A 17,592-nucleotide genomic window follows, 5' to 3' on the forward strand; every position below is an offset into this window, starting at 1 on the left:
AACTAACTAAAGGGCGCTCATTGTATGCGCTTGCGCCCATCTCGCAAAGTACAGGCGGTTATTTTAAAGTAAAACGCCGATGACGAAAGAAGATCAAATGTATGTACATGGGCACACAGATCACACCCACTATCGCTGCAAGGGTCAACATCCAAGACCAGCTATCTTCTTCCTGATCCGGTTCGGTATAAAGAAACTGATGTTTTTGTTCATGAAAGTCAGCAAGATCGAGCCGATAAAGCTGAGCAATCCACAACCAGCGAGCCTGAGACATGGCACCCAGTGCAATGCCTGGCGCTTTGATAAAGGGCATCAGCTTATCGGCCTCGTTTGCCAGCGCAGAAATGCTCTTGGTGGTTGCATACTCAGCTTTAGTGACCGCCAGCGCTTCATCGGGGTTACTCATGGCATAGCGCCAGCCCTGTAAGGAGGCACGGCGAAAGCGGGCAACCGTTTGCGGGCGATAATTCAGGACATCTTCCGAGGTAAATAAAATGTCCGCATAGACGTTCAGACCAAAGTGCTTAGGGCAGATCTGCCGGGTGGCTGTGCCCTGCTGTGCCAGCTTAAAAGGCTCATTGGAAATATAGACCTGCAAGGCATCAAAGCGCCCGGCAACAAAGTCTTTAATCGGTTCCAGCCCGGCATACAAGGGTAACTGCGGGACGTCTATCCCCGCCCGCTCCAGCATCACCACCAGTTCAGCCCCCTCAATTCTTCCAAGGTGGCTGATCTTTTTCCCCGCAAAATCTTTGGGAACATAGATATCACTATCTGCACGTACCATCCAGCAATAAGGAGAAGACTGGAAGATAGCGGCCAGGGCCACCAAAGGCTTGCCCTGCAAGCGTTGTTGTAAAATACCTGAGTGGGTCACGCCAAATTGCGCCTGACCTGACAACACTTTAAATTGCTCATCCGGGTTATCCGGATCGGCAGGCACGATTTTAACGTTTAACCCCTGCTGGCGATAAAAACCTTTGTTGAGGGCCATATAATAACCGGCAAATTGAAACTGATGGGTCCATTTGAGTTGTAGTGTCACCTCTTCCAATGCGCTAAGCGCACTGCTCCACCACAGCGCTATGGCCAATACAAAGTGATGATAACTCATTGTGATACGCGCCCGGAGCCTGCCCTGTTACAACTATAGAAGGCGCCGGACGGAATGCAAAACTAGCTGACGCGGCGATCCGCCTGCATCATGTCATGCTGAAGGTACTGCCTGAAACACGGATTGTCGGTCTCTTCCTGGTACTGATAACCCAGACGCTGCAAATGCTCATCAAACCGGGCGCTGTCTTGTGCGCCCAGTTCAAACGCCGCCAGCACATTCCCCTGCGCGGCACCATGATTACGATAGTGAAACAAGGTAATGTTCCAGTTACTCCCTAAGGTCTCTAAAAAGCGCGCTAAAGCGCCGGGATACTCTGGAAACTCGAAGCGAAATAACCGCTCACTCAGTGCTACCGGCGGCTTGCCACCAACCATATAGCGGATATGTAGCTTAGCCAATTCGTTGTCGGACAAGTCAGTAAATTGGTAATTCGCTTCACTCAGGCTGGTTTTAAGCTCCTGCAACTCCTGTTCACCGCCACGTAAACCGACCCCTGCAAAGATCTGTGCGGTATCGCCACCGGCGTAACGATAATTAAACTCCGTGATTGCCCGGCCAGACAAAGTGTGACAAAAGCGCTTAAAGCTGCCTTTGGATTCCTCTATGGTCACACCCAGCAGGGCTTCACTGCGTGCACCCAGTGCCGTACGCTCAGCAATATACCGTAAGCGGTCAAAATTCAGATTCGCACCGGATAACACAGCAGCCAGTGTTAAGCCCCGCTCGTCGCGCTCCTGACACCACTTTTTAAGCCCGGCCGTGGCCAGTGCCCCGGAAGGCTCAGCGATAGCGCGGGTTTCAACGAAAATATCCTGTACCGCCGCACAAATTTCATCTGCACTGACCGTGACCACGTCATCACAGAACTGCTCGGCAAGACGAAAAGTCTCACTGCCAATGCGCTTCACCGCCACACCATCTGCAAAGCTGCCGACTCGCTCTAGCTCCACCGGCCGCCCGGCTTCCATCGCAGCCTTCAGGCAGGCGCTTTCTTGCGCTTCCACGCCAATCACACGGATCTCCGGACGCAAAGACTTGATATAAACCGCCATCCCAGCCAGCAAACCGCCCCCACCCACCGGAATAAAGACCACATCCAAATGATGAAGTTGCTGCATCAGCTCTCGTGCGACGGTGCCTTGACCAATGATCACCTCTTTATCATCGAACGGTGGCACAAATACACCCCCTTGTGACTGACACAAAGACTGCGCATACTCCTGAGCGGCATCAAAGTGATGACCATGCAGCACCACTTCGCCTCCCTGATTACGCACTGCATTGACTTTGATCTCAGGTGTCGTGACTGGCATCACAATGATGGCGCGATGGCCCAGGTGTGCGGCGCTCAATGCCACCCCCTGCGCATGATTACCAGCGGATGCTGTAACGACCAAACTGCCAGTAGGAAGCTTGCTCAGTTTGTTATACGCCCCACGCAGCTTGAATGAATAGACGGGTTGTTGGTCTTCGCGCTTGAGCCAGATCTGATGTCCGAGCCGGGCTGAAAGCCCGCTCAGCTCGCTGACCTCGGTTTCCCGGACCAGCGGCGAGACATTGGCCTGCACTACAGCACGAAAATAATCGAGCTCTTTTGCCACCATGATTAACTCAATGCCTCCAGCTTCTCAAAATCGCGTACTGCACCTTTGTCAGCACTGGTAGCTAATAAGGCGTAAGCTTTCAAAGCCGGGCTGACATAGCGTTGACGATCTAATGGTTTATAAGCCATTTTGCCACGGGCCGCCTGCTGCTCTTTGCGTGCCTCGAGTTGCTGTGCATCCAGCAAGACGTCGATGCTGCGTGCTGGAATATCAATGCGAATGATATCGCCATTTTCTACCAGTGCCAGCGCCCCCCCACTGGCCGCTTCAGGAGAGGCATGGCCTATCGACAAACCAGACGTCCCGCCGGAGAAGCGACCATCCGTCAATAAAGCACAGTCTTTATCCAGTCCCATAGATTTGAGATAACTGGTTGGATACAGCATTTCCTGCATCCCTGGCCCACCTTTTGGGCCTTCGTAGCGGATCACCACGACATTGCCCTTTTTCACCTTGCCACCCAGGATCCCTTCAACGGCATCGTCCTGAGATTCAAACACCACAGCCGTGCCTTCAAAGCACAGCATGTCATCTTCCACCCCCGCACTCTTAACGATACACCCGTCCAGTGCCAGGTTGCCGGTCAACACCGCCAGCCCGCCATCCTGACGAAATGCATGTTCAACACTGCGAATACAGCCACCCTCGCGATCCAGATCCAGCTCGTCCCAGCGACATTCCTGACTCATTGCCTGGGTGGTGCGTATGCCTGCGGGACCAGCACGATAGAAAGTTTGAGCACGCTCATTGGCCGGATCGGTCGCATCCCAACGCTTGATAACTTCACCCAGCGTGCCACCTGCAACATGACCCACCGCCAGATCGAGTTTGTCAGCTTTGGCCAGTTCATTAAGGATAGCCATAATGCCACCGGCCCGGTGAACATCTTCGATATGATATTGCGGCGTTGCCGGTGCCACTTTACATAAGAAGGGGGTTGTGCGAGATAAGCGGTCGATGTCAGCCATATCGAACTCAACTCCCCCTTCTATTGCAGCGGCGAGCAAGTGCAATACTGTGTTAGATGAGCCACCCATTGCAATATCTAAGGTCATCGCATTGGTAAACGCGGCCTGATTAGCAATGTTACGCGGCAGTGCCGCCTCATTATCTTTCCCATAATACTCATCACACAACGCCAGGATACGCTTTGCTGCGCCTTCATATAAGAAACGGCGATCGGCATGCGTGGCCAGCGTGGTGCCATTGCCCGGCAATGCCAGTCCCAGCGCTTCCAATAAACAATTCATTGAGTTAGCCGTGAACATCCCGGAACAAGACCCACAAGTTGGACAGGCTGAACGCTCAACTTTATCTGAGTCTTCATCACTGACGCTGGGATCGGCTCCTTTGACCATGGCATCGACCAGGTCCAGTTTAATGTCGATATCAGCCAGGCGCGTTTTGCCCGCTTCCATTGGTCCGCCAGAGACAAAGATCACCGGGATATTCAACCGCAGTGCCGCCAGCAGCATCCCCGGGGTGATCTTATCGCAGTTTGAAATACACACCATGGCATCCGCACAGTGCGCATTGACCATATATTCTACAGAATCAGCAATCAAATCTCGCGACGGCAAGGAATACAACATGCCGCCGTGGCCCATTGCAATGCCATCATCAATGGCAATGGTGTTAAATTCGCGCGGCACGCCGCCGGCTTCGCGGATAGCGTCCGCCATCAATTCGCTGAGTTGGTTGAGGTGCACATGCCCGGGCACAAACTGGGTATACGAGTTCACCACCGCCACAATGGGCTTATGAAAATCACTGTCGGTCATCCCGGTGGCGCGCCATAATGCACGGGCACCTGCTTGTTGTCTGCCTTCAGTGGTTGTTTTGCTGCGTAACTTTGCCATGTTGACCCCTTTTCCAGTTTGCGCTGCCCCATCTGGCAACGGCTTTCCTCATTCCAAAATATGTATGCCGGACCAGTCAGCCCGGCAAGTATGCGTTAATGTGCTGGCCTTAATCGTTTACGTAATCCAGCCAGCCTTGCGGATCCTCACTTTGTCCTTTCACCAGATCAAAGTAAGCCTGCTGCAATTCTGCGGTGATAGGTCCGCGCTGACCATCACCCACCTGGATCTGATCAACACTGCGCACCGGTACCACTTCAGCTGCGGTACCCACCATAAAGAACTCGTCTGCCAGATACAGACCCTCACGCGCGATTGGCTCTTCTCTGACTTCATAACCACGCGCTTTGGCCAGGTGCATAATGGTGTCACGAGTCAGACCCGGCAGAATGCTCGCCGTGGTTGGCGGGGTATAGATGATACCCTTGCGGATCACGAAGAGGTTCTCACCAGCCCCTTCACTCAAATAACCATTGACATCCAGTGCGATACCTTCAACATAACCGTGACGCTTGGCTTCTGCGGTGATCAGCTGAGACGACAAGTAGTTACCACCTGCTTTTGCTGCTGTTGGCATGGTATTCGGTGCCAGACGCTGCCAGGAGGAAACACATGCATCAACGCCATTTTCCAGGCTACCTTCTCCCAGATATGCGCCCCACTCCATCGCTGCGACAGTGACCTCGGCCCGGTGTGATTTTGGATGCACACCCAGACCAACGTGGCCTAAAAAGGCAAATGGACGCAGATAGGCATTAGTGAAGCCATTCTTTGCCACCGCGTCTTTACACGCCTGCATGATCTCTTCCTGCGTGTAAGGGATCTCAATACGATAGATTTTGGCCGAGTCAAATAAACGCTGAATGTGATCCTTCAGACGGAAAATAGCCGGACCCTTTGGCGTATCGTACGCGCGGATCCCTTCAAATACGGAGCTACCATAATGAATGGCGTGACTGAGCACATGCGTGGTTGCTTGCTCATATGGGATCAATTCGCCGTTGTGCCAAATGTATTGTGAAGTTTGTGTCATTATTTAAAACCTTATTTATTATATTGCCTGCTGTAGTGTGTGCAGATCGACTGATTGCACTTCAACAAGCTTATTTAATTGTGACGTCAATAGATAGATAGGTTTGTCACTATCTACTGTCATTTTGACGTGAAATAACTCTTCGTGGCCCTGGAGCTCTAGTTGTGTCAGGCGAAACCCGCGATGACGGGCGACGCGCAAAAAACGCTCGACTGCGATGGCTTGATTGTTTACCGCTACGGTGAGTTGATGTTTCATGGTATTCGCTCCGTCAAAGGAAATAAGTTTAGTTTTGCTGCTGCGTTTGCGTCAGCATTTCATGATTAGCCGCGCCTGGCGGTACCAATGGCCAGACATTTTCTTTGTCATCGATGCAGGCATGCAATATATAAGGTCCTGTGGAAGCCAGTAGTGCATCAACTGCACCATCGACCTCATCAGCACGGATGATGGTCTGACCCGGGATCCCAAACACAGCCGCCAGTTGCACAAAATCCGGGTTGTCTGACAAATTAGTCTCACTGTAGCGACCATCGAAAAAGAGCTGCTGCCACTGGCGTACCATACCCAGACGTTGGTTATCGAGAATGACAATTTTGACCGGTAAATTATTACGTCGTATGGTTGCCAGCTCCTGAATATTCATCATGATGGAGCCATCGCCAGAGACCGTGATCACCATGTCATCAGGCCGGGCAACCTGGGCACCAATGGCAGCCGGTAAACCGAACCCCATAGTCCCGGCTCCCCCACTGCTCAGATGGTTACTGGGGTGACTAAAGCGCATATGTTGTGCCACCCACATCTGGTGCTGACCCACATCGCAACACACCACCCCAGTATCCGGCATCAAGCGGCTCAGGCGATTGAGTAAATAAGGTGCAAACACTTTGTCACCGGGATAGTCATAGCGCCAGGCGTGCTGCTCAGCCAGTGCGCTGATATGAGCACGCCACGGCGCCGGGGCCAATTCGCCCTGCAATAAAGGCAATGAAACTTTCAAATCGGCGATCAGTGAAGCCGCGGCAGGTTTACGCTTACCAACTTCGGCCGGGTCAATATCCAGGTGGATCACTTTGGCCGCGGCGGCAAACTTAGCCAGATTACCAGTTACCCGATCGTCAAAGCGTGCACCGATACAAACCAGCAAATCACATTCTTGCACTGCCAGATTGGCAGCCTGACCACCGTGCATTCCCAACATACCCAGGTCGTAGGCATAATCAGGTTTTACACTGCCCAATGCTTTCAAGGTCGACACCGCAGGCATCTGTGTACGCTGCAAAAAGGCCATCAACTCAGCTTGTGCATCTGCACTGTGAACACCGCCCCCCACATAAGCAACCGGCTTTTTCGCCTGAGCTAACAACTCGTTAGCTTTGTCCAACTCAAAGCTCGACAGCGGAGTTGGCTGATGCGCTTCGGCCTGCCAGCCATGAACAGGGACCTGTGCCTGTTGGATGTCTTTAGGGATATCAACCAATACTGGGCCGGGGCGGCCCGACTGCGCAATGTGCATGGCCTGTTGCAACACCTCAGCCAGGTCTTCACCCCGCTCGACCATAAAGCTGTGCTTGGTACAAGACAACGACATGCCCAAGACATCGACTTCCTGAAAAGCATCTGAGCCAATCGCTGCGGTAGGCACTTGTCCGGTGATCGCAAGCAAGGGCACTGAGTCCATCATGGCATCAGCCAGCGCCGTTACCAGATTGGTTGCGCCCGGACCTGAGGTCGCAAAACACACACCCAGCTTGCCTGTACTTCTGGCGTAGCCAACCGCCGCGAAACCGGCGCCTTGCTCGTGACGCGTCAGGTAATGCTTCAGTGGCGCACCGTATAACGCATCGTAAATCGGCATGATGGCACCACCCGGATACCCGAATACTGAACTCACCCCTTGTTTTACTAACATGTCTATTACCAATTGTGCGCCTGTCATTGTTTTGCCCATTGCCCTTTGTCTTTGAATTTGGCCCTAAAACGAAAAAGCCCCCCGAACTTTTCAGTGCGGGGGGCTTTTTGCTAATACTTTTCGAACAGCACTAACCAGCCCCCGCGGTAATAATAATCACCACGTTGATAATCACGACTAGTAGAGAAACTGTTTTTAACATGTCACTGCTCTTCTGAAAAAACGAATACCTTGCACACGCGCTAAGCGCTCTGTTGTGCTCTTTTTCTATTAGTAACCCGTAGGCCCCCGACAAGTCAACCCTAAAAATTATGCTCATTTCCTTAAGCAAATCACGCAAAAACAAAATAAAATTCAAAATAACACCAAAAAAAAGGATAAAAAATACCAAAATCTAACTCCCTATCTGGAATAAACTAAAGTGAACGTTTTTTCCCACACGATTCATTCTTGCTCATCACAACATTAAATTTTTATGATTTACTCCGGGAATTGATTATGATGTGCCCAGTTTTGAACATTTGGAGGGAACCATGCCTCACTTTATTCGTCTGACACAGTTTATCTGTGCACTCTTTTTGTTGCTCCTCAGTCAGGGTGCTATCGCGCAGCCTGCACTATGGAGTGTAGAAAAAAACGGTATCACGTCTTATCTGTTTGGTACTGTGCACGTTGGAGATAGCGCAATGCACGGCCTGGATCCGCGTATAAAAGCCGCCATAAAAAGCAGCCAGACAGTGGTCGTCGAACTCAATACCGAAGCCATTAGCCCCCTGGAGCTACAACGCAAAACCTTGCCTTTTATGCAGCAAAAACCGGGGAGTACACTGAAAACCAGCCTGTCTCCGGTGACCTATAAACAAGTGAAAGATTACCTCTCTAAGCGCAAAATCGATATCGCGCTATTTGAAAGCTATCAGCCCTGGTCTGTTATGCTCACCATTCTGCAACTGGAATATCAACAAGCGGGATTCAGTGAAGATTATGGCATTGATAAGCAAATAATCGAGTATGCCACCCACATCAAAAAGCCCATTATGGAATTGGAAAGCCTGGAGCAACAACTGGGCTTATTCAGTACTTTGGGCGCTCAAAACGACGCCATGATAGCCGATACACTGAAGCAAGTTGAGGACTTTGAGCAATACTTCACCCAAATGATAACAGCCTGGAAACAAGGCAATTATCAGAAACTAAATACCTTTTATAAACTGAGTTTTGATGACTCCGAGTATGGTCAGCATGCCGAGCAAGTCATGCTCATTCAGCGTAATAACAACTGGGTAGCGACATTGACACCTAGGTTGGCCAAATCAGCGCATTTTATCGCCGTGGGTGCGCTACATTTACCCCAGCAGCATGGACTGCTTACTCAGCTAGCTGAACGAGGGTTCACCGTTCAACGGGTCAAGTGATGCACTTATAAAGCGACTTTTTTACGTCGCTTTTAAACCTTTGTGTTTTAGCCCGCGTCATACAGATATCAATACGACAGAATGGAAGAACAACAGGATGAGAAAAAAACTGATAACTGCGGCACTGTTGGTGCTAAGTGCCACCGCTCAGGCTAAAGAGTCACGCACATTAACACACTCTTTTGAACTGGCCGACAGCACAGAGCTCGAGATCCAGTTTCCGATTGGTAAATTAGAAACACACACGCATTCAGGCAAAACCATCGAGGTCACCATTGAACTCGAACCCGTCGAGCATGACATAGATAAAGTGACGGATGCACTGGAAGACTTGCAGCTGGCAAGCCACCGGGCAGGCAACGAGCTTAGCCTGCACCTCAACAGTAAATATGTAAAACAACACTGGACAGTAAAAGTCCCTGAGTCGATGGAGCTGGATGTCGAAGTGGATGTCGGCAATGTCAAACTACTCGGATTAAACAATGATGCCGATGTCGAAGTGGGAGTCGGCAATGTCACGATAGAAACAGACGCCAAAGACTTCCGACGTGTGCGATTCGATTCCGGAGTCGGCAAAACCAAGCTATCCGACTTGCCAGGTAACGCAGAAACGGAACGCAACATGGTCGGTGAAACCTTACGCTATCATGGCCAGGGTGAGCATAGCCTGGACATCGAAGTCGGTGTTGGCAACATTAAGTTGCGTCGCTAAGGGTCAGAATTTTGTGCAGGGCGCGCTCCAGCGCCCCTTTTTCAACAGGCTTAAACAAATAATCGGTCGCGCCAAGCTGCACGGCCGATTTAATGGCCTGCTCTGAGGTATTCGCAGTCAGTACCAAAATTGGCGTCGACAACATCAGCGTCTGACGGATCTCTTTAATGGCTTTAAAACCATCCATAATCGGCATATTCAGATCCATCAGGATCACATCAAAAGACTGGTGCGCCAGTACCTCTATGGCCTGTCCACCATGGCTCGCATGAATACTGGTTAGCTCCATGTTATCCAACATTTTTTCAATGATTTTGGCATTCAATTGATTGTCTTCCACCAACAACACTTTATGGCGGGCCAGTCCGCTTACCGGCTCCGGCTCCGGGAGTCGCTTCAGCGGCAAGCTCAGCGATGCTTTTGTGCCATGCGGTTCACAGGGTAAAAAAGTCAACTCACCAGACATAATCGCCAGCAACAAGTTACAACGCGCTAACCCCAGTTGCAGCCCCTGATAATGGTGCCCGTCCGGGCTAGTCCCCGATGCAGACGCTTTGATCTGCGCCACGTTAAATCCGGAGCCACTGTCTTCTACTTCACAGTAAAAACGCCAGTTCAACTCATCTTCTTCCGGATTGACTGGCTCCACGCGGGCGGACAGCCTCACCGTGCCCTGCTCGGTGAATTTAACAGCATTATCGAGTAGCTGACCAATGACCCAGCTCAGGCGTTCATGATCACAGGCAAATATTTTTTCGGTATGGCTACTAAAGTGATAGCTAAAATCCAGGCCTTTCTCTCTGGCCAACAGACGATAAGTAGCAACAGGCTGACCCAGGGTATCGGTCAGCCTGGCCGGGTGACAATTTAACTCTGGTTGCTGTTCGTCAGACAAGCGATTGTAGTCCTCCACAGACGCGATCAGCGCCTTCAGTTGCTGGGCCGCTTTATTCGCTTGGGCAAGGTAGCTGTCACGCTGTGATTCCTGATACAAATGCAGATACCCCAGCACGGCCTGCAAGGGTGTCCGCAATTCATGACTGGCACGGGCCAGAAACATGGCGCGACTTTGATTAGCATGTTCTGCTTTGAGACGCGTTTGCTGCAAGCGGTCTATCGCGCTGGTGATACTGCGTTCCATGGGGAAGAATATCCACTTAATCTCAGCGAGCAGCAAAGCCAACCCCAGTAACCACATTAGCAGCTGCAGGTTTCTCAGTTTCTCAAGCTTTTCATTGGTGAACTGCTCAAACAACAACACCGCATGATCTAAGTCCTGCAACAACAGTTGAGAGCGGGTATGGATCTCCTGGATCTGATCCAAATTAGGCTGATTGGCAACCCCGGACAACAACGCCACATATTGTCTTAGTTGCTTGTCCAAATCACCCGGCTGCGCAAAATACCATTGATAAAGCTCTGCATTCAGGTGCTTGTATTGCTCGCCATCGCGCAGGAGCAAAAAATCATGGTTCGCTTGCATAAGCTGCAGCGCATTGTTCAGTGCCTGACGATCTGCCGTCACATTGTGTTCGCGCATGATGATGACATACTCCAGATGCAATGCCGCCTTTTGCGACAACATGCGCTGCATACCTGCAACATTGATCACTCTGGCAACCTGCTTTTGCTGCTCCAGCAGATACAAGGTCAGGCCCGTCGTCATCGTCAACACCAGCAACATGATCACCAGCGCGACCAGGTACTTCAGGCGATAGCGTGTAACCAGATTGTCCAAATTATCCCTCCCAAAAACCAGCCAGATCATCCAGGCGCCAGACTCTTTCCCAGTTTAGATTAAATTTCAAACTTTTGCTGAGAGTGACTTGACACCCAGACGGCCAAAATGTTTCAATGCGCCCGTACCCTATTTTATCCAGACGGCCATGCATCTAAAAAGTGTGGACGTCTTAGGGCTGGAAGAGGTGCGTTATTCAGGTATTTGAGTGGAGGAGAGCAAACTCCCGTGAAACTCAAAGAGGGGAATTAACGCCGAGAAGCACTGCGCTTTGCTTGCGTACTGCTTCGGGCGACTGGGTTGAATCCCAGCGACTGTCACCAACACATTTGGTGGAGAGCTTCTGGTCTTAGAAACAATATGGCCAGCAGCCTATTCTTTTTAAGTCCATTGCTCTTCGAATTTTAAACGGTTCGGAGTAGGACACTTTCCTGACTACCGGACCAGCAAGAAGTTCGGTAGAGATGAAATCACACATTCAGTTATCTGATCAGTTATCTGACTACCCGTTATGGACGGCCCTTGTCACGCCTTTTGACGCGTGCGATCAGGTCGATTATCACAGTTTACAGCAACTCGTTGCTCAGCAAGTTGAGGCTAACAATGGTATTTTACTGCTTGGCAGTACCGGAGAAGGCCTGGCCCTGACTCTGCCCGAGCAGAAAAAAATCGTTGAGTTTGTCTGTGCACTTGCGCCTCAGGTACCTATTATGGTTGCCGTCGGCGGCATCAATCTGGCTGCTCAGCTGGAGTGGGTCGAGTTTTGTAATACCCAAAAGATCGACGCGCTGTTGCTCGGCTCCCCATTATACGCCAAACCCGGTGTTGTTGGTCAGACCCATTGGTTTGATACGCTGCTCAGTGCAGCAAACGTCCCCTGCATGATCTACAACGTACCAGGACGTAGCGCCGTTGCCATTGCACCTGAAGTGCTGACGAATCTGGCACATCATGACAACCTGTGGGCGCTCAAAGAAGCCAGTGGTGATATAGCCACGTTTGAAGCGTTTCGTCGCGCCTTACCCAGCCTAGCGATATACAGCGGTGATGATGCATTGCTGCCTTACTTTGCACAGGCAGGCGCAGCCGGATTGGTGTCTGTGGCATCGAATGCCTGGCCCAGCCAAACTGCCGAATTTGTCCGCCGTGCGCTCAGTGGCACCAGCCCTAACCTATTCACCACCTGGGCCGATGCCATCAGCAGCCTGTTTGCCGTTGCCAACCCTATCCCGGTAAAGACACTGATGCATTTACAGGGCACGCTGACGACGCCCCATCTGAGGCCACCGCTCACACATCTGGAATTAACCAATCATGCGGCACTGAATGCTGCGAACGAACAGATTTTATCCTGGAATTAAGAGGCTCCCTATGACCTGGTCAACACTATTAGATAATTTAGAAAATGGTTCACAACGTGCTGCAAACCAAGACGAACACGGCAACTGGCATGCTAATGTCGAAGTCAAAGAAGGTATTTTAGCGGCTTTCCGTGCGGGTCAAAATACCGAATACCCGGGTGGTTTTGTAGACAAAGACAATCTGGCTCCCCGTGGTTTTGCCGCCGAAGATGCCGTCCGTATGGTGCCCGGAGGCAGCAGCGTACGTCGTGGTGCTTATGTTGCTTCTGGCACTATCATTATGCCACCAGCCTATGTCAACATTGGCGCATACATTGATACCGGTACTATGGTCGACAGCCACGCACTGGTTGGGTCTTGCGCCCAGATTGGTAAAAATGTGCATTTAAGTGCTGCTGTTCAGATTGGCGGCGTATTAGAGCCAGTCGGTGCCAGCCCGGTCGTGGTTGAAGACGATGCGTTCATTGGTGCAGGCTGTGTGCTGGTTGAAGGCGTAGTCGTAAAACGCGGTGCAGTGCTGGCACCGGGTGTTCGCCTGTCTGCCAGCATTCCAGTGTATGACTGTGTGAATGAGCGTACCCTGGAAAAAGGGGAAGCCATTCCGCCTTTTGCCATTGTGATTCCGGGGTCGCGTCCAGCATCCAGTGACTGGGCCAAAGCACAGGGGCTGAGCATGTCCTGTGCACTAATTGTGAAATACCGTGACGAACAAAGTGATGCGTCGTTAGAACTCGAAGAGGTACTACGCTAATGACCACACTGAGTACGCCACTGCGTGAGCAACTGACTGCACTGTGCCCTGATCTGGACATCCCATTTTTCGTCTACGACCTGGATGCACTGAGCGCACATGTTAATCACCTGACCACCCAAAACGTGGTCAAGCTCTGGTATGCCGTTAAAGCCAATCCGTTATCCAGTGTCCTCAAAACACTGGACACAGCCGGCTTCAACTTTGACGTTGCCAGCCGGGGAGAGCTCACACAGGTATTGGCCCAGGACATTGCGGCCGAACGCGTACTCAACACCGGGCCGGCCAAGTCCCCGGCCCAGATCCAGCATTTTCTCGATGCTGGTGTCACCACCTTTGTTGCTGAAAGCCTGAATCAAGTGCGCTGGCTGAACGACGCAGCACAGCAGCATCAGCTGACGCTAACTGTGCTACTTCGCGTGCAGCTGCGCTGGCCGGCAGGAGACAAAAATCCACTTGGCGGCGACAGCCTGACCCCATTTGGGCTCGGCTGTGACCAATGGCAGCAACTGACTTTACGTGACTACCCTGCACTGGATTTTGCAGGTCTGCATATTTTTCAATGGGGTAACATGCTCGACGCCACCAAGCTGGCCAGCCTGTGGCAACAAATGGTGCCCCCACTGACTGAGCTGAGCCAGCAGCTGGGTATGACCCTGAGGATCTTAGATCTGGGTGGCGGATTAGGGGTGCCTTACGAGTCAGGCCAGCAGGCACTCGATTGGGATCAAGTCATCGCTAGTCTGGCCAAAATTAAAGCCGAAGCGGGCGTGCAGGAATTATGGATGGAGCTGGGTCGCTACGCCGTGGCGCAGTGTGGCTACTACCTTAACCCGGTGGTGGAACAAAAATGCAATTACGACGAACATCAGCTCATCCTTGCAGGTGGCATCAACCACCTGTTGCGACCGGCCGTGACCAGCCAGGCCTTTCCAGCGCAGGCACTACGTGCATCTGATACTGCTCAGCGCCAGTATCATTTGCATGGCCCATTATGTACAGCCCTGGATCACCTTGGTACACAAAACTTGCCTGACGATCTCGGCTATGGCGACTGGCTGGTGTTTGACCAGTGTGGTGCTTATGGCTTCACAGAAAGCATGCCGTACTTTCTGTGTCATGAGCTGCCCGCAGAGTACGTTTTCACTCAGGGCCAATTGTCCTGTATTCGTCACAGCGAAACCGCCGACTATTATCTGAGGTAACTATGAACACTATCACACAGCAACATATTCAGGTTGGTGAAATCGCCAATGGCCTGCCTTTGACTATCCCGGTCTACCGTTTGCAAGGTAATGGCACAGGCCCGAGCGTCTACATTCAGGCCAATATGCACGGCGCGGAGGTACAAGGCAATGCAGTGATTTATGCACTGCTTGAACAATTAAAGCACCTCACTCTGGCGGGTGACATCACTCTGGTGCCCTATGCCAACCCGATCGGCTGTAATCAAAAATCGGGGGAGTTTACGCTGGGACGATTTGATCCCATTACCGGCATGAACTGGAATCGCATGTACCATGACCACAGTGATCAGGTACAGCGCTGCCTTGCTGAGCACGGTGAAGCTTCCGATGCGGCACTTATCGCTACCTTCCGCGAACAACTGTGTCAGGCAACCGATGCGTTGCTTGATGCGCCGGCACATACACTAACAACTGGCAAGCGCATTGCACTCACACTGCAGAAGCTGGCGCATCAGGCTGATATTGTACTGGACCTGCATACTGGCCCTATCTCGGCGAAGCACTTATATTGCCCAGAATACGCCACAGACAGCGCGCGCTATTTTGACATTCCTCATGTGCTGCTGATCCCCAATGAATTTGACGGTGCGATGGATGAAGCCAGTTTCTGCCCTTGGTGGCAACTCAGCACAGCCTTAAAGGCACAAGGCCGAGACTTAGCCGTGCCCGTTGAAGCCTTCACTGTCGAATTAGGTTCACAGGAAAAAATTGATCTGGATGAAGCCGTGCATGATGCCAACAGCATCCTCAGCTACCTGACACACAAAGAAGTGATAACAGATGGCAACCATCAACCAAAGAACATCAAACGCTACGCCTGTGCACTGAAAGATTACCTGACCTTCTATGCGCCCATGGGTGGCATGGTGGAGTATAAAGCACAGCTCGGTGAACACATCAAAGCAGGGGAATGCATTGCGCGAATTTTGCGCATGGAGCAGTATTTATCGGAAACGCCTCTGCATAGCCTCACCTTGACACAGGATGCCATTGCGATCTTGCATTTTGCCTCAGCCAGTGTCAACCAGGGTACTGAATTATATAAATTTTTCACAAATTACTATGAACTATAGTGGATTCATACGAATTGGTCGGGGTCCAGATTAGATGACGACAGAATGAAGTAACGAATGCGTGAGAGTAGGTGAGCAAATCCTCACTTGCTAAGGTGGGGCGGCAACCTAAGTTGCCGCCGGCCTTTTTATCCCAATTTGCTTAATTAACCGTCCCATTTTGAGGCGAGAAAATATAGTCAATAACGCCGCTCCCGCGCCCTGCTATCGCTGAGGCACCTTCGTCCATATAGGTGAGGCAAAAATTTGCGAACTTATACCTTAGGTAAAGATTCTAAATGAGAAATTTTTAACACAGATAGCGCCTATTTGCTCCGTCAAATTGAAGACGTATTAAATGAAATTGGTATTAATCTGGCATGCAGATCTCAAAGCGTCCAGAATAACAATCTCGACCAGTCGGACACCCAAGGAACACCGCGGTATCACAACCTAGTGATTCACAAGCCGGATGGCCCGATGCACCACCAGCTACATGCGGTGTCTGAGCCAGGCCCAGTTGTTGGTTATTGCTCAGTTGCTTAATACTTTTTTTGTTCAATGATATTTTCATTTCAATCTCCTTTTATGCAGTGTGCCTAATTAACCTAACGCCAAGTTGAACAAAAATCAACCAACCACTCCTTGACTAAATATATTGCTGACAATTTTGCCCTTCTTAGTTTTTTCTTTGCCATGATACTATGATGATAATTTGCTTTTGACTAAGGACTGCACTGCCTATGAAACTCAGGATACTCGCTTTTTTATCTTTACTAACCCCTTCTGCCCTGCTCGCCAATGAACAAAACGCGAAGGACGATCTGGAGTTGATAAAACAATGTGTGCTGAATGAGATCATTGCGGGTGATCAACAACAAACGATTGAGCAGCTCAAACTCTACTGTCAGAAGCTGCAAGAGACACGCCTCAGCAAACTGGATCGCCGCATGGCACGAGAAATGGTCACAGAAAACAACCGCAATGTGCTGACACCGCACAATCGCAACTACATTCTGCCCGTGACTTATGTAAAAAACCCCAACTCTCGCCCATTTGATGGCTTAAAGGCCATTCAGGAAGAAGAAGGGGAGCCACTCGACCACATGGAAGTCAAATATCAAATATCGATGAAAGTGCCCCTTTATCGCCATTTTAAAGACAAAGATCAGGCGGTGTATGTCGGGGTCACATTGCAGTCCTATTGGCAGCTATACAACAAAGATATCTCCTCGCCATTCCGTGAAACCAATTACGAACCGGAGATCTTCTGGATCAACTTCCTGGATGATGACAATGTTTTGTGGGGCGATGAAATGGCCATCATTTTAGGCGCATCACACCAGTCGAATGGCCGCAGCCAGCCTAACTCTCGCTCCTGGAACCGCCTCTATGCAAACTTTATCTGGGAGTACGAAAGCTTCGTGTTTAGTTTTAAACCCTGGTACCGCCTACCTGAGGACGACAAGCCCGAGCCATTGGCTGCAAAAGGAGATGATAACCCGGATATTCACAAGTACATGGGCTATTTTGAGCTCAGTGGTGCTTATCGTCACGGCGACCATGAGTTTGGTTTTATGACCCGTAACAACTTCAACAGTGACAACCATGGTGCAGTGCAACTCGACTGGTCGTTTCCTTTGCTTGGCTCCTCACGAGTGCGAGGCTATGTGCAGTATTTTAATGGCTATGGCGAGAGCTTGATTGACTACAACGCACACATTCAGCGGCTGGGTTTGGGTATTGCGGTAACCGATCTGCTCTAAGCACAACCAAGATGGCCTGCAT

Annotated in this window: 15 protein-coding genes and 1 riboswitch; of the genes, 7 read left to right on the forward strand and 8 right to left on the reverse strand. The window is 50.9% G+C overall.

Translation table 11 applies throughout. The annotated features are described in order from the left end of the window. Window positions 1-58: 58 nt before the first annotated feature. From MHN31_RS13540 to ilvG, 6 genes are all read right to left on the reverse strand, one after another. Window positions 59-1,114, reverse strand: a complete 1,056-nt coding sequence (locus tag MHN31_RS13540) for an ABC transporter substrate-binding protein (protein WP_239444489.1) — start codon at window positions 1,112-1,114, stop codon at window positions 59-61. 62 nt (window positions 1,115-1,176) lie between these two features. After that, window positions 1,177-2,721, reverse strand: coding sequence for a threonine ammonia-lyase, biosynthetic (gene ilvA / locus MHN31_RS13545; protein WP_010383769.1), 1,545 nt, complete (start codon window positions 2,719-2,721; stop codon window positions 1,177-1,179). Between the two features lie 2 nt (window positions 2,722-2,723). Continuing rightward, a complete protein-coding gene (gene ilvD / locus MHN31_RS13550) occupies window positions 2,724-4,580 on the reverse strand; it encodes a dihydroxy-acid dehydratase (RefSeq protein WP_239444490.1) in 1,857 nt (618 codons plus the stop codon). Between the two features lie 109 nt (window positions 4,581-4,689). Next, a complete protein-coding gene (locus MHN31_RS13555) occupies window positions 4,690-5,613 on the reverse strand; it encodes a branched-chain amino acid transaminase (RefSeq protein WP_125558785.1) in 924 nt (307 codons plus the stop codon). An 18-nt stretch (window positions 5,614-5,631) separates the two neighbouring features. Beyond that, window positions 5,632-5,871 carry an acetolactate synthase 2 small subunit gene (gene ilvM / locus MHN31_RS13560; protein ID WP_010383772.1) on the reverse strand — a complete coding sequence of 80 codons (240 nt, stop codon included), beginning with the start codon at window positions 5,869-5,871 and terminating at the stop codon, window positions 5,632-5,634. A 28-nt stretch (window positions 5,872-5,899) separates the two neighbouring features. Further along, window positions 5,900-7,555 (reverse strand): acetolactate synthase 2 catalytic subunit, encoded by a 1,656-nt coding sequence (ilvG, locus tag MHN31_RS13565; RefSeq protein WP_239444491.1) that lies wholly within the window; start codon window positions 7,553-7,555, stop codon window positions 5,900-5,902. 506 nt (window positions 7,556-8,061) lie between these two features. Between ilvG and MHN31_RS13570 the strand changes: the two genes are divergently transcribed. Next, window positions 8,062-8,943, forward strand: a complete 882-nt coding sequence (locus tag MHN31_RS13570; RefSeq protein WP_194867473.1) for a TraB/GumN family protein — start codon at window positions 8,062-8,064, stop codon at window positions 8,941-8,943. 97 nt (window positions 8,944-9,040) lie between these two features. Further along, window positions 9,041-9,655, forward strand: coding sequence for a hypothetical protein (locus tag MHN31_RS13575; protein ID WP_239444492.1), 615 nt, complete (start codon window positions 9,041-9,043; stop codon window positions 9,653-9,655). On the opposite strand, the gene MHN31_RS13580 is transcribed toward MHN31_RS13575, so the two are convergent. After that, the gene (locus MHN31_RS13580; protein WP_239444493.1) at window positions 9,639-11,393 is read right to left on the reverse strand and encodes a response regulator; all 1,755 of its coding nucleotides are present in this window, start codon (window positions 11,391-11,393) and stop codon (window positions 9,639-9,641) included. The two genes, MHN31_RS13575 and MHN31_RS13580, sit on opposite strands and share 17 nt — an antisense overlap. A gap of 174 nt (window positions 11,394-11,567) precedes the next feature. Continuing rightward, window positions 11,568-11,744, forward strand: a riboswitch (Lysine riboswitch). 113 nt (window positions 11,745-11,857) lie between these two features. Here MHN31_RS13580 and dapA point away from each other — a divergent pair. From dapA to MHN31_RS13600, 4 genes are read left to right on the forward strand one after another with little or no spacing between them, the layout of a single operon-like run. Continuing rightward, window positions 11,858-12,754, forward strand: a complete 897-nt coding sequence (dapA, locus tag MHN31_RS13585) for a 4-hydroxy-tetrahydrodipicolinate synthase (protein WP_125558773.1) — start codon at window positions 11,858-11,860, stop codon at window positions 12,752-12,754. A 10-nt stretch (window positions 12,755-12,764) separates the two neighbouring features. After that, on the forward strand, window positions 12,765-13,505 hold the full coding sequence (locus MHN31_RS13590; RefSeq protein ID WP_010383780.1) for a 2,3,4,5-tetrahydropyridine-2,6-dicarboxylate N-succinyltransferase: 741 nt from the start codon (window positions 12,765-12,767) through the stop codon (window positions 13,503-13,505). Next, window positions 13,505-14,710 (forward strand): PLP-dependent decarboxylase, encoded by a 1,206-nt coding sequence (locus MHN31_RS13595; protein WP_239444494.1) that lies wholly within the window; start codon window positions 13,505-13,507, stop codon window positions 14,708-14,710. Before MHN31_RS13590 ends, MHN31_RS13595 begins: the two co-directional genes overlap by 1 nt. A gap of 2 nt (window positions 14,711-14,712) precedes the next feature. Further along, window positions 14,713-15,825 carry a succinylglutamate desuccinylase/aspartoacylase family protein gene (locus tag MHN31_RS13600; RefSeq protein ID WP_239444495.1) on the forward strand — a complete coding sequence of 371 codons (1,113 nt, stop codon included), beginning with the start codon at window positions 14,713-14,715 and terminating at the stop codon, window positions 15,823-15,825. A gap of 349 nt (window positions 15,826-16,174) precedes the next feature. Here MHN31_RS13600 and MHN31_RS13605 read toward each other — a convergent pair whose 3' ends face one another. Next, window positions 16,175-16,378 (reverse strand): hypothetical protein, encoded by a 204-nt coding sequence (locus MHN31_RS13605; protein WP_125558767.1) that lies wholly within the window; start codon window positions 16,376-16,378, stop codon window positions 16,175-16,177. A gap of 169 nt (window positions 16,379-16,547) precedes the next feature. On the opposite strand from MHN31_RS13605, the gene MHN31_RS13610 reads away from it, so the two are divergent. Continuing rightward, window positions 16,548-17,570, forward strand: a complete 1,023-nt coding sequence (locus MHN31_RS13610; protein WP_239444496.1) for a phospholipase A — start codon at window positions 16,548-16,550, stop codon at window positions 17,568-17,570. Window positions 17,571-17,592: the final 22 nt, after the last annotated feature.

This window comes from Pseudoalteromonas sp. McH1-42, assembly GCF_022347845.1.
Taxonomy (GTDB): Bacteria; Pseudomonadota; Gammaproteobacteria; order Enterobacterales; family Alteromonadaceae; genus Pseudoalteromonas; species Pseudoalteromonas rubra_D.

Coding starts and splice junctions, on each gene's coding strand:
- MHN31_RS13575 (WP_239444492.1), top strand. CDS start 9,041: ATGAGAAAAAAACTGATAACTGCGGCACTGTTGGTGCTAAGTGCCACC.
- MHN31_RS13540 (WP_239444489.1), bottom strand. CDS start 1,114: ATGAGTTATCATCACTTTGTATTGGCCATAGCGCTGTGGTGGAGCAGT.
- ilvD (WP_239444490.1), bottom strand. CDS start 4,580: ATGGCAAAGTTACGCAGCAAAACAACCACTGAAGGCAGACAACAAGCA.
- MHN31_RS13570 (WP_194867473.1), top strand. CDS start 8,062: ATGCCTCACTTTATTCGTCTGACACAGTTTATCTGTGCACTCTTTTTG.
- ilvA (WP_010383769.1), bottom strand. CDS start 2,721: ATGGTGGCAAAAGAGCTCGATTATTTTCGTGCTGTAGTGCAGGCCAAT.
- dapA (WP_125558773.1), top strand. CDS start 11,858: ATGAAATCACACATTCAGTTATCTGATCAGTTATCTGACTACCCGTTA.
- MHN31_RS13605 (WP_125558767.1), bottom strand. CDS start 16,378: ATGAAAATATCATTGAACAAAAAAAGTATTAAGCAACTGAGCAATAAC.
- ilvM (WP_010383772.1), bottom strand. CDS start 5,871: ATGAAACATCAACTCACCGTAGCGGTAAACAATCAAGCCATCGCAGTC.
- MHN31_RS13610 (WP_239444496.1), top strand. CDS start 16,548: ATGAAACTCAGGATACTCGCTTTTTTATCTTTACTAACCCCTTCTGCC.
- MHN31_RS13595 (WP_239444494.1), top strand. CDS start 13,505: ATGACCACACTGAGTACGCCACTGCGTGAGCAACTGACTGCACTGTGC.
- MHN31_RS13590 (WP_010383780.1), top strand. CDS start 12,765: ATGACCTGGTCAACACTATTAGATAATTTAGAAAATGGTTCACAACGT.
- MHN31_RS13555 (WP_125558785.1), bottom strand. CDS start 5,613: ATGACACAAACTTCACAATACATTTGGCACAACGGCGAATTGATCCCA.
- MHN31_RS13600 (WP_239444495.1), top strand. CDS start 14,713: ATGAACACTATCACACAGCAACATATTCAGGTTGGTGAAATCGCCAAT.
- ilvG (WP_239444491.1), bottom strand. CDS start 7,555: ATGACAGGCGCACAATTGGTAATAGACATGTTAGTAAAACAAGGGGTG.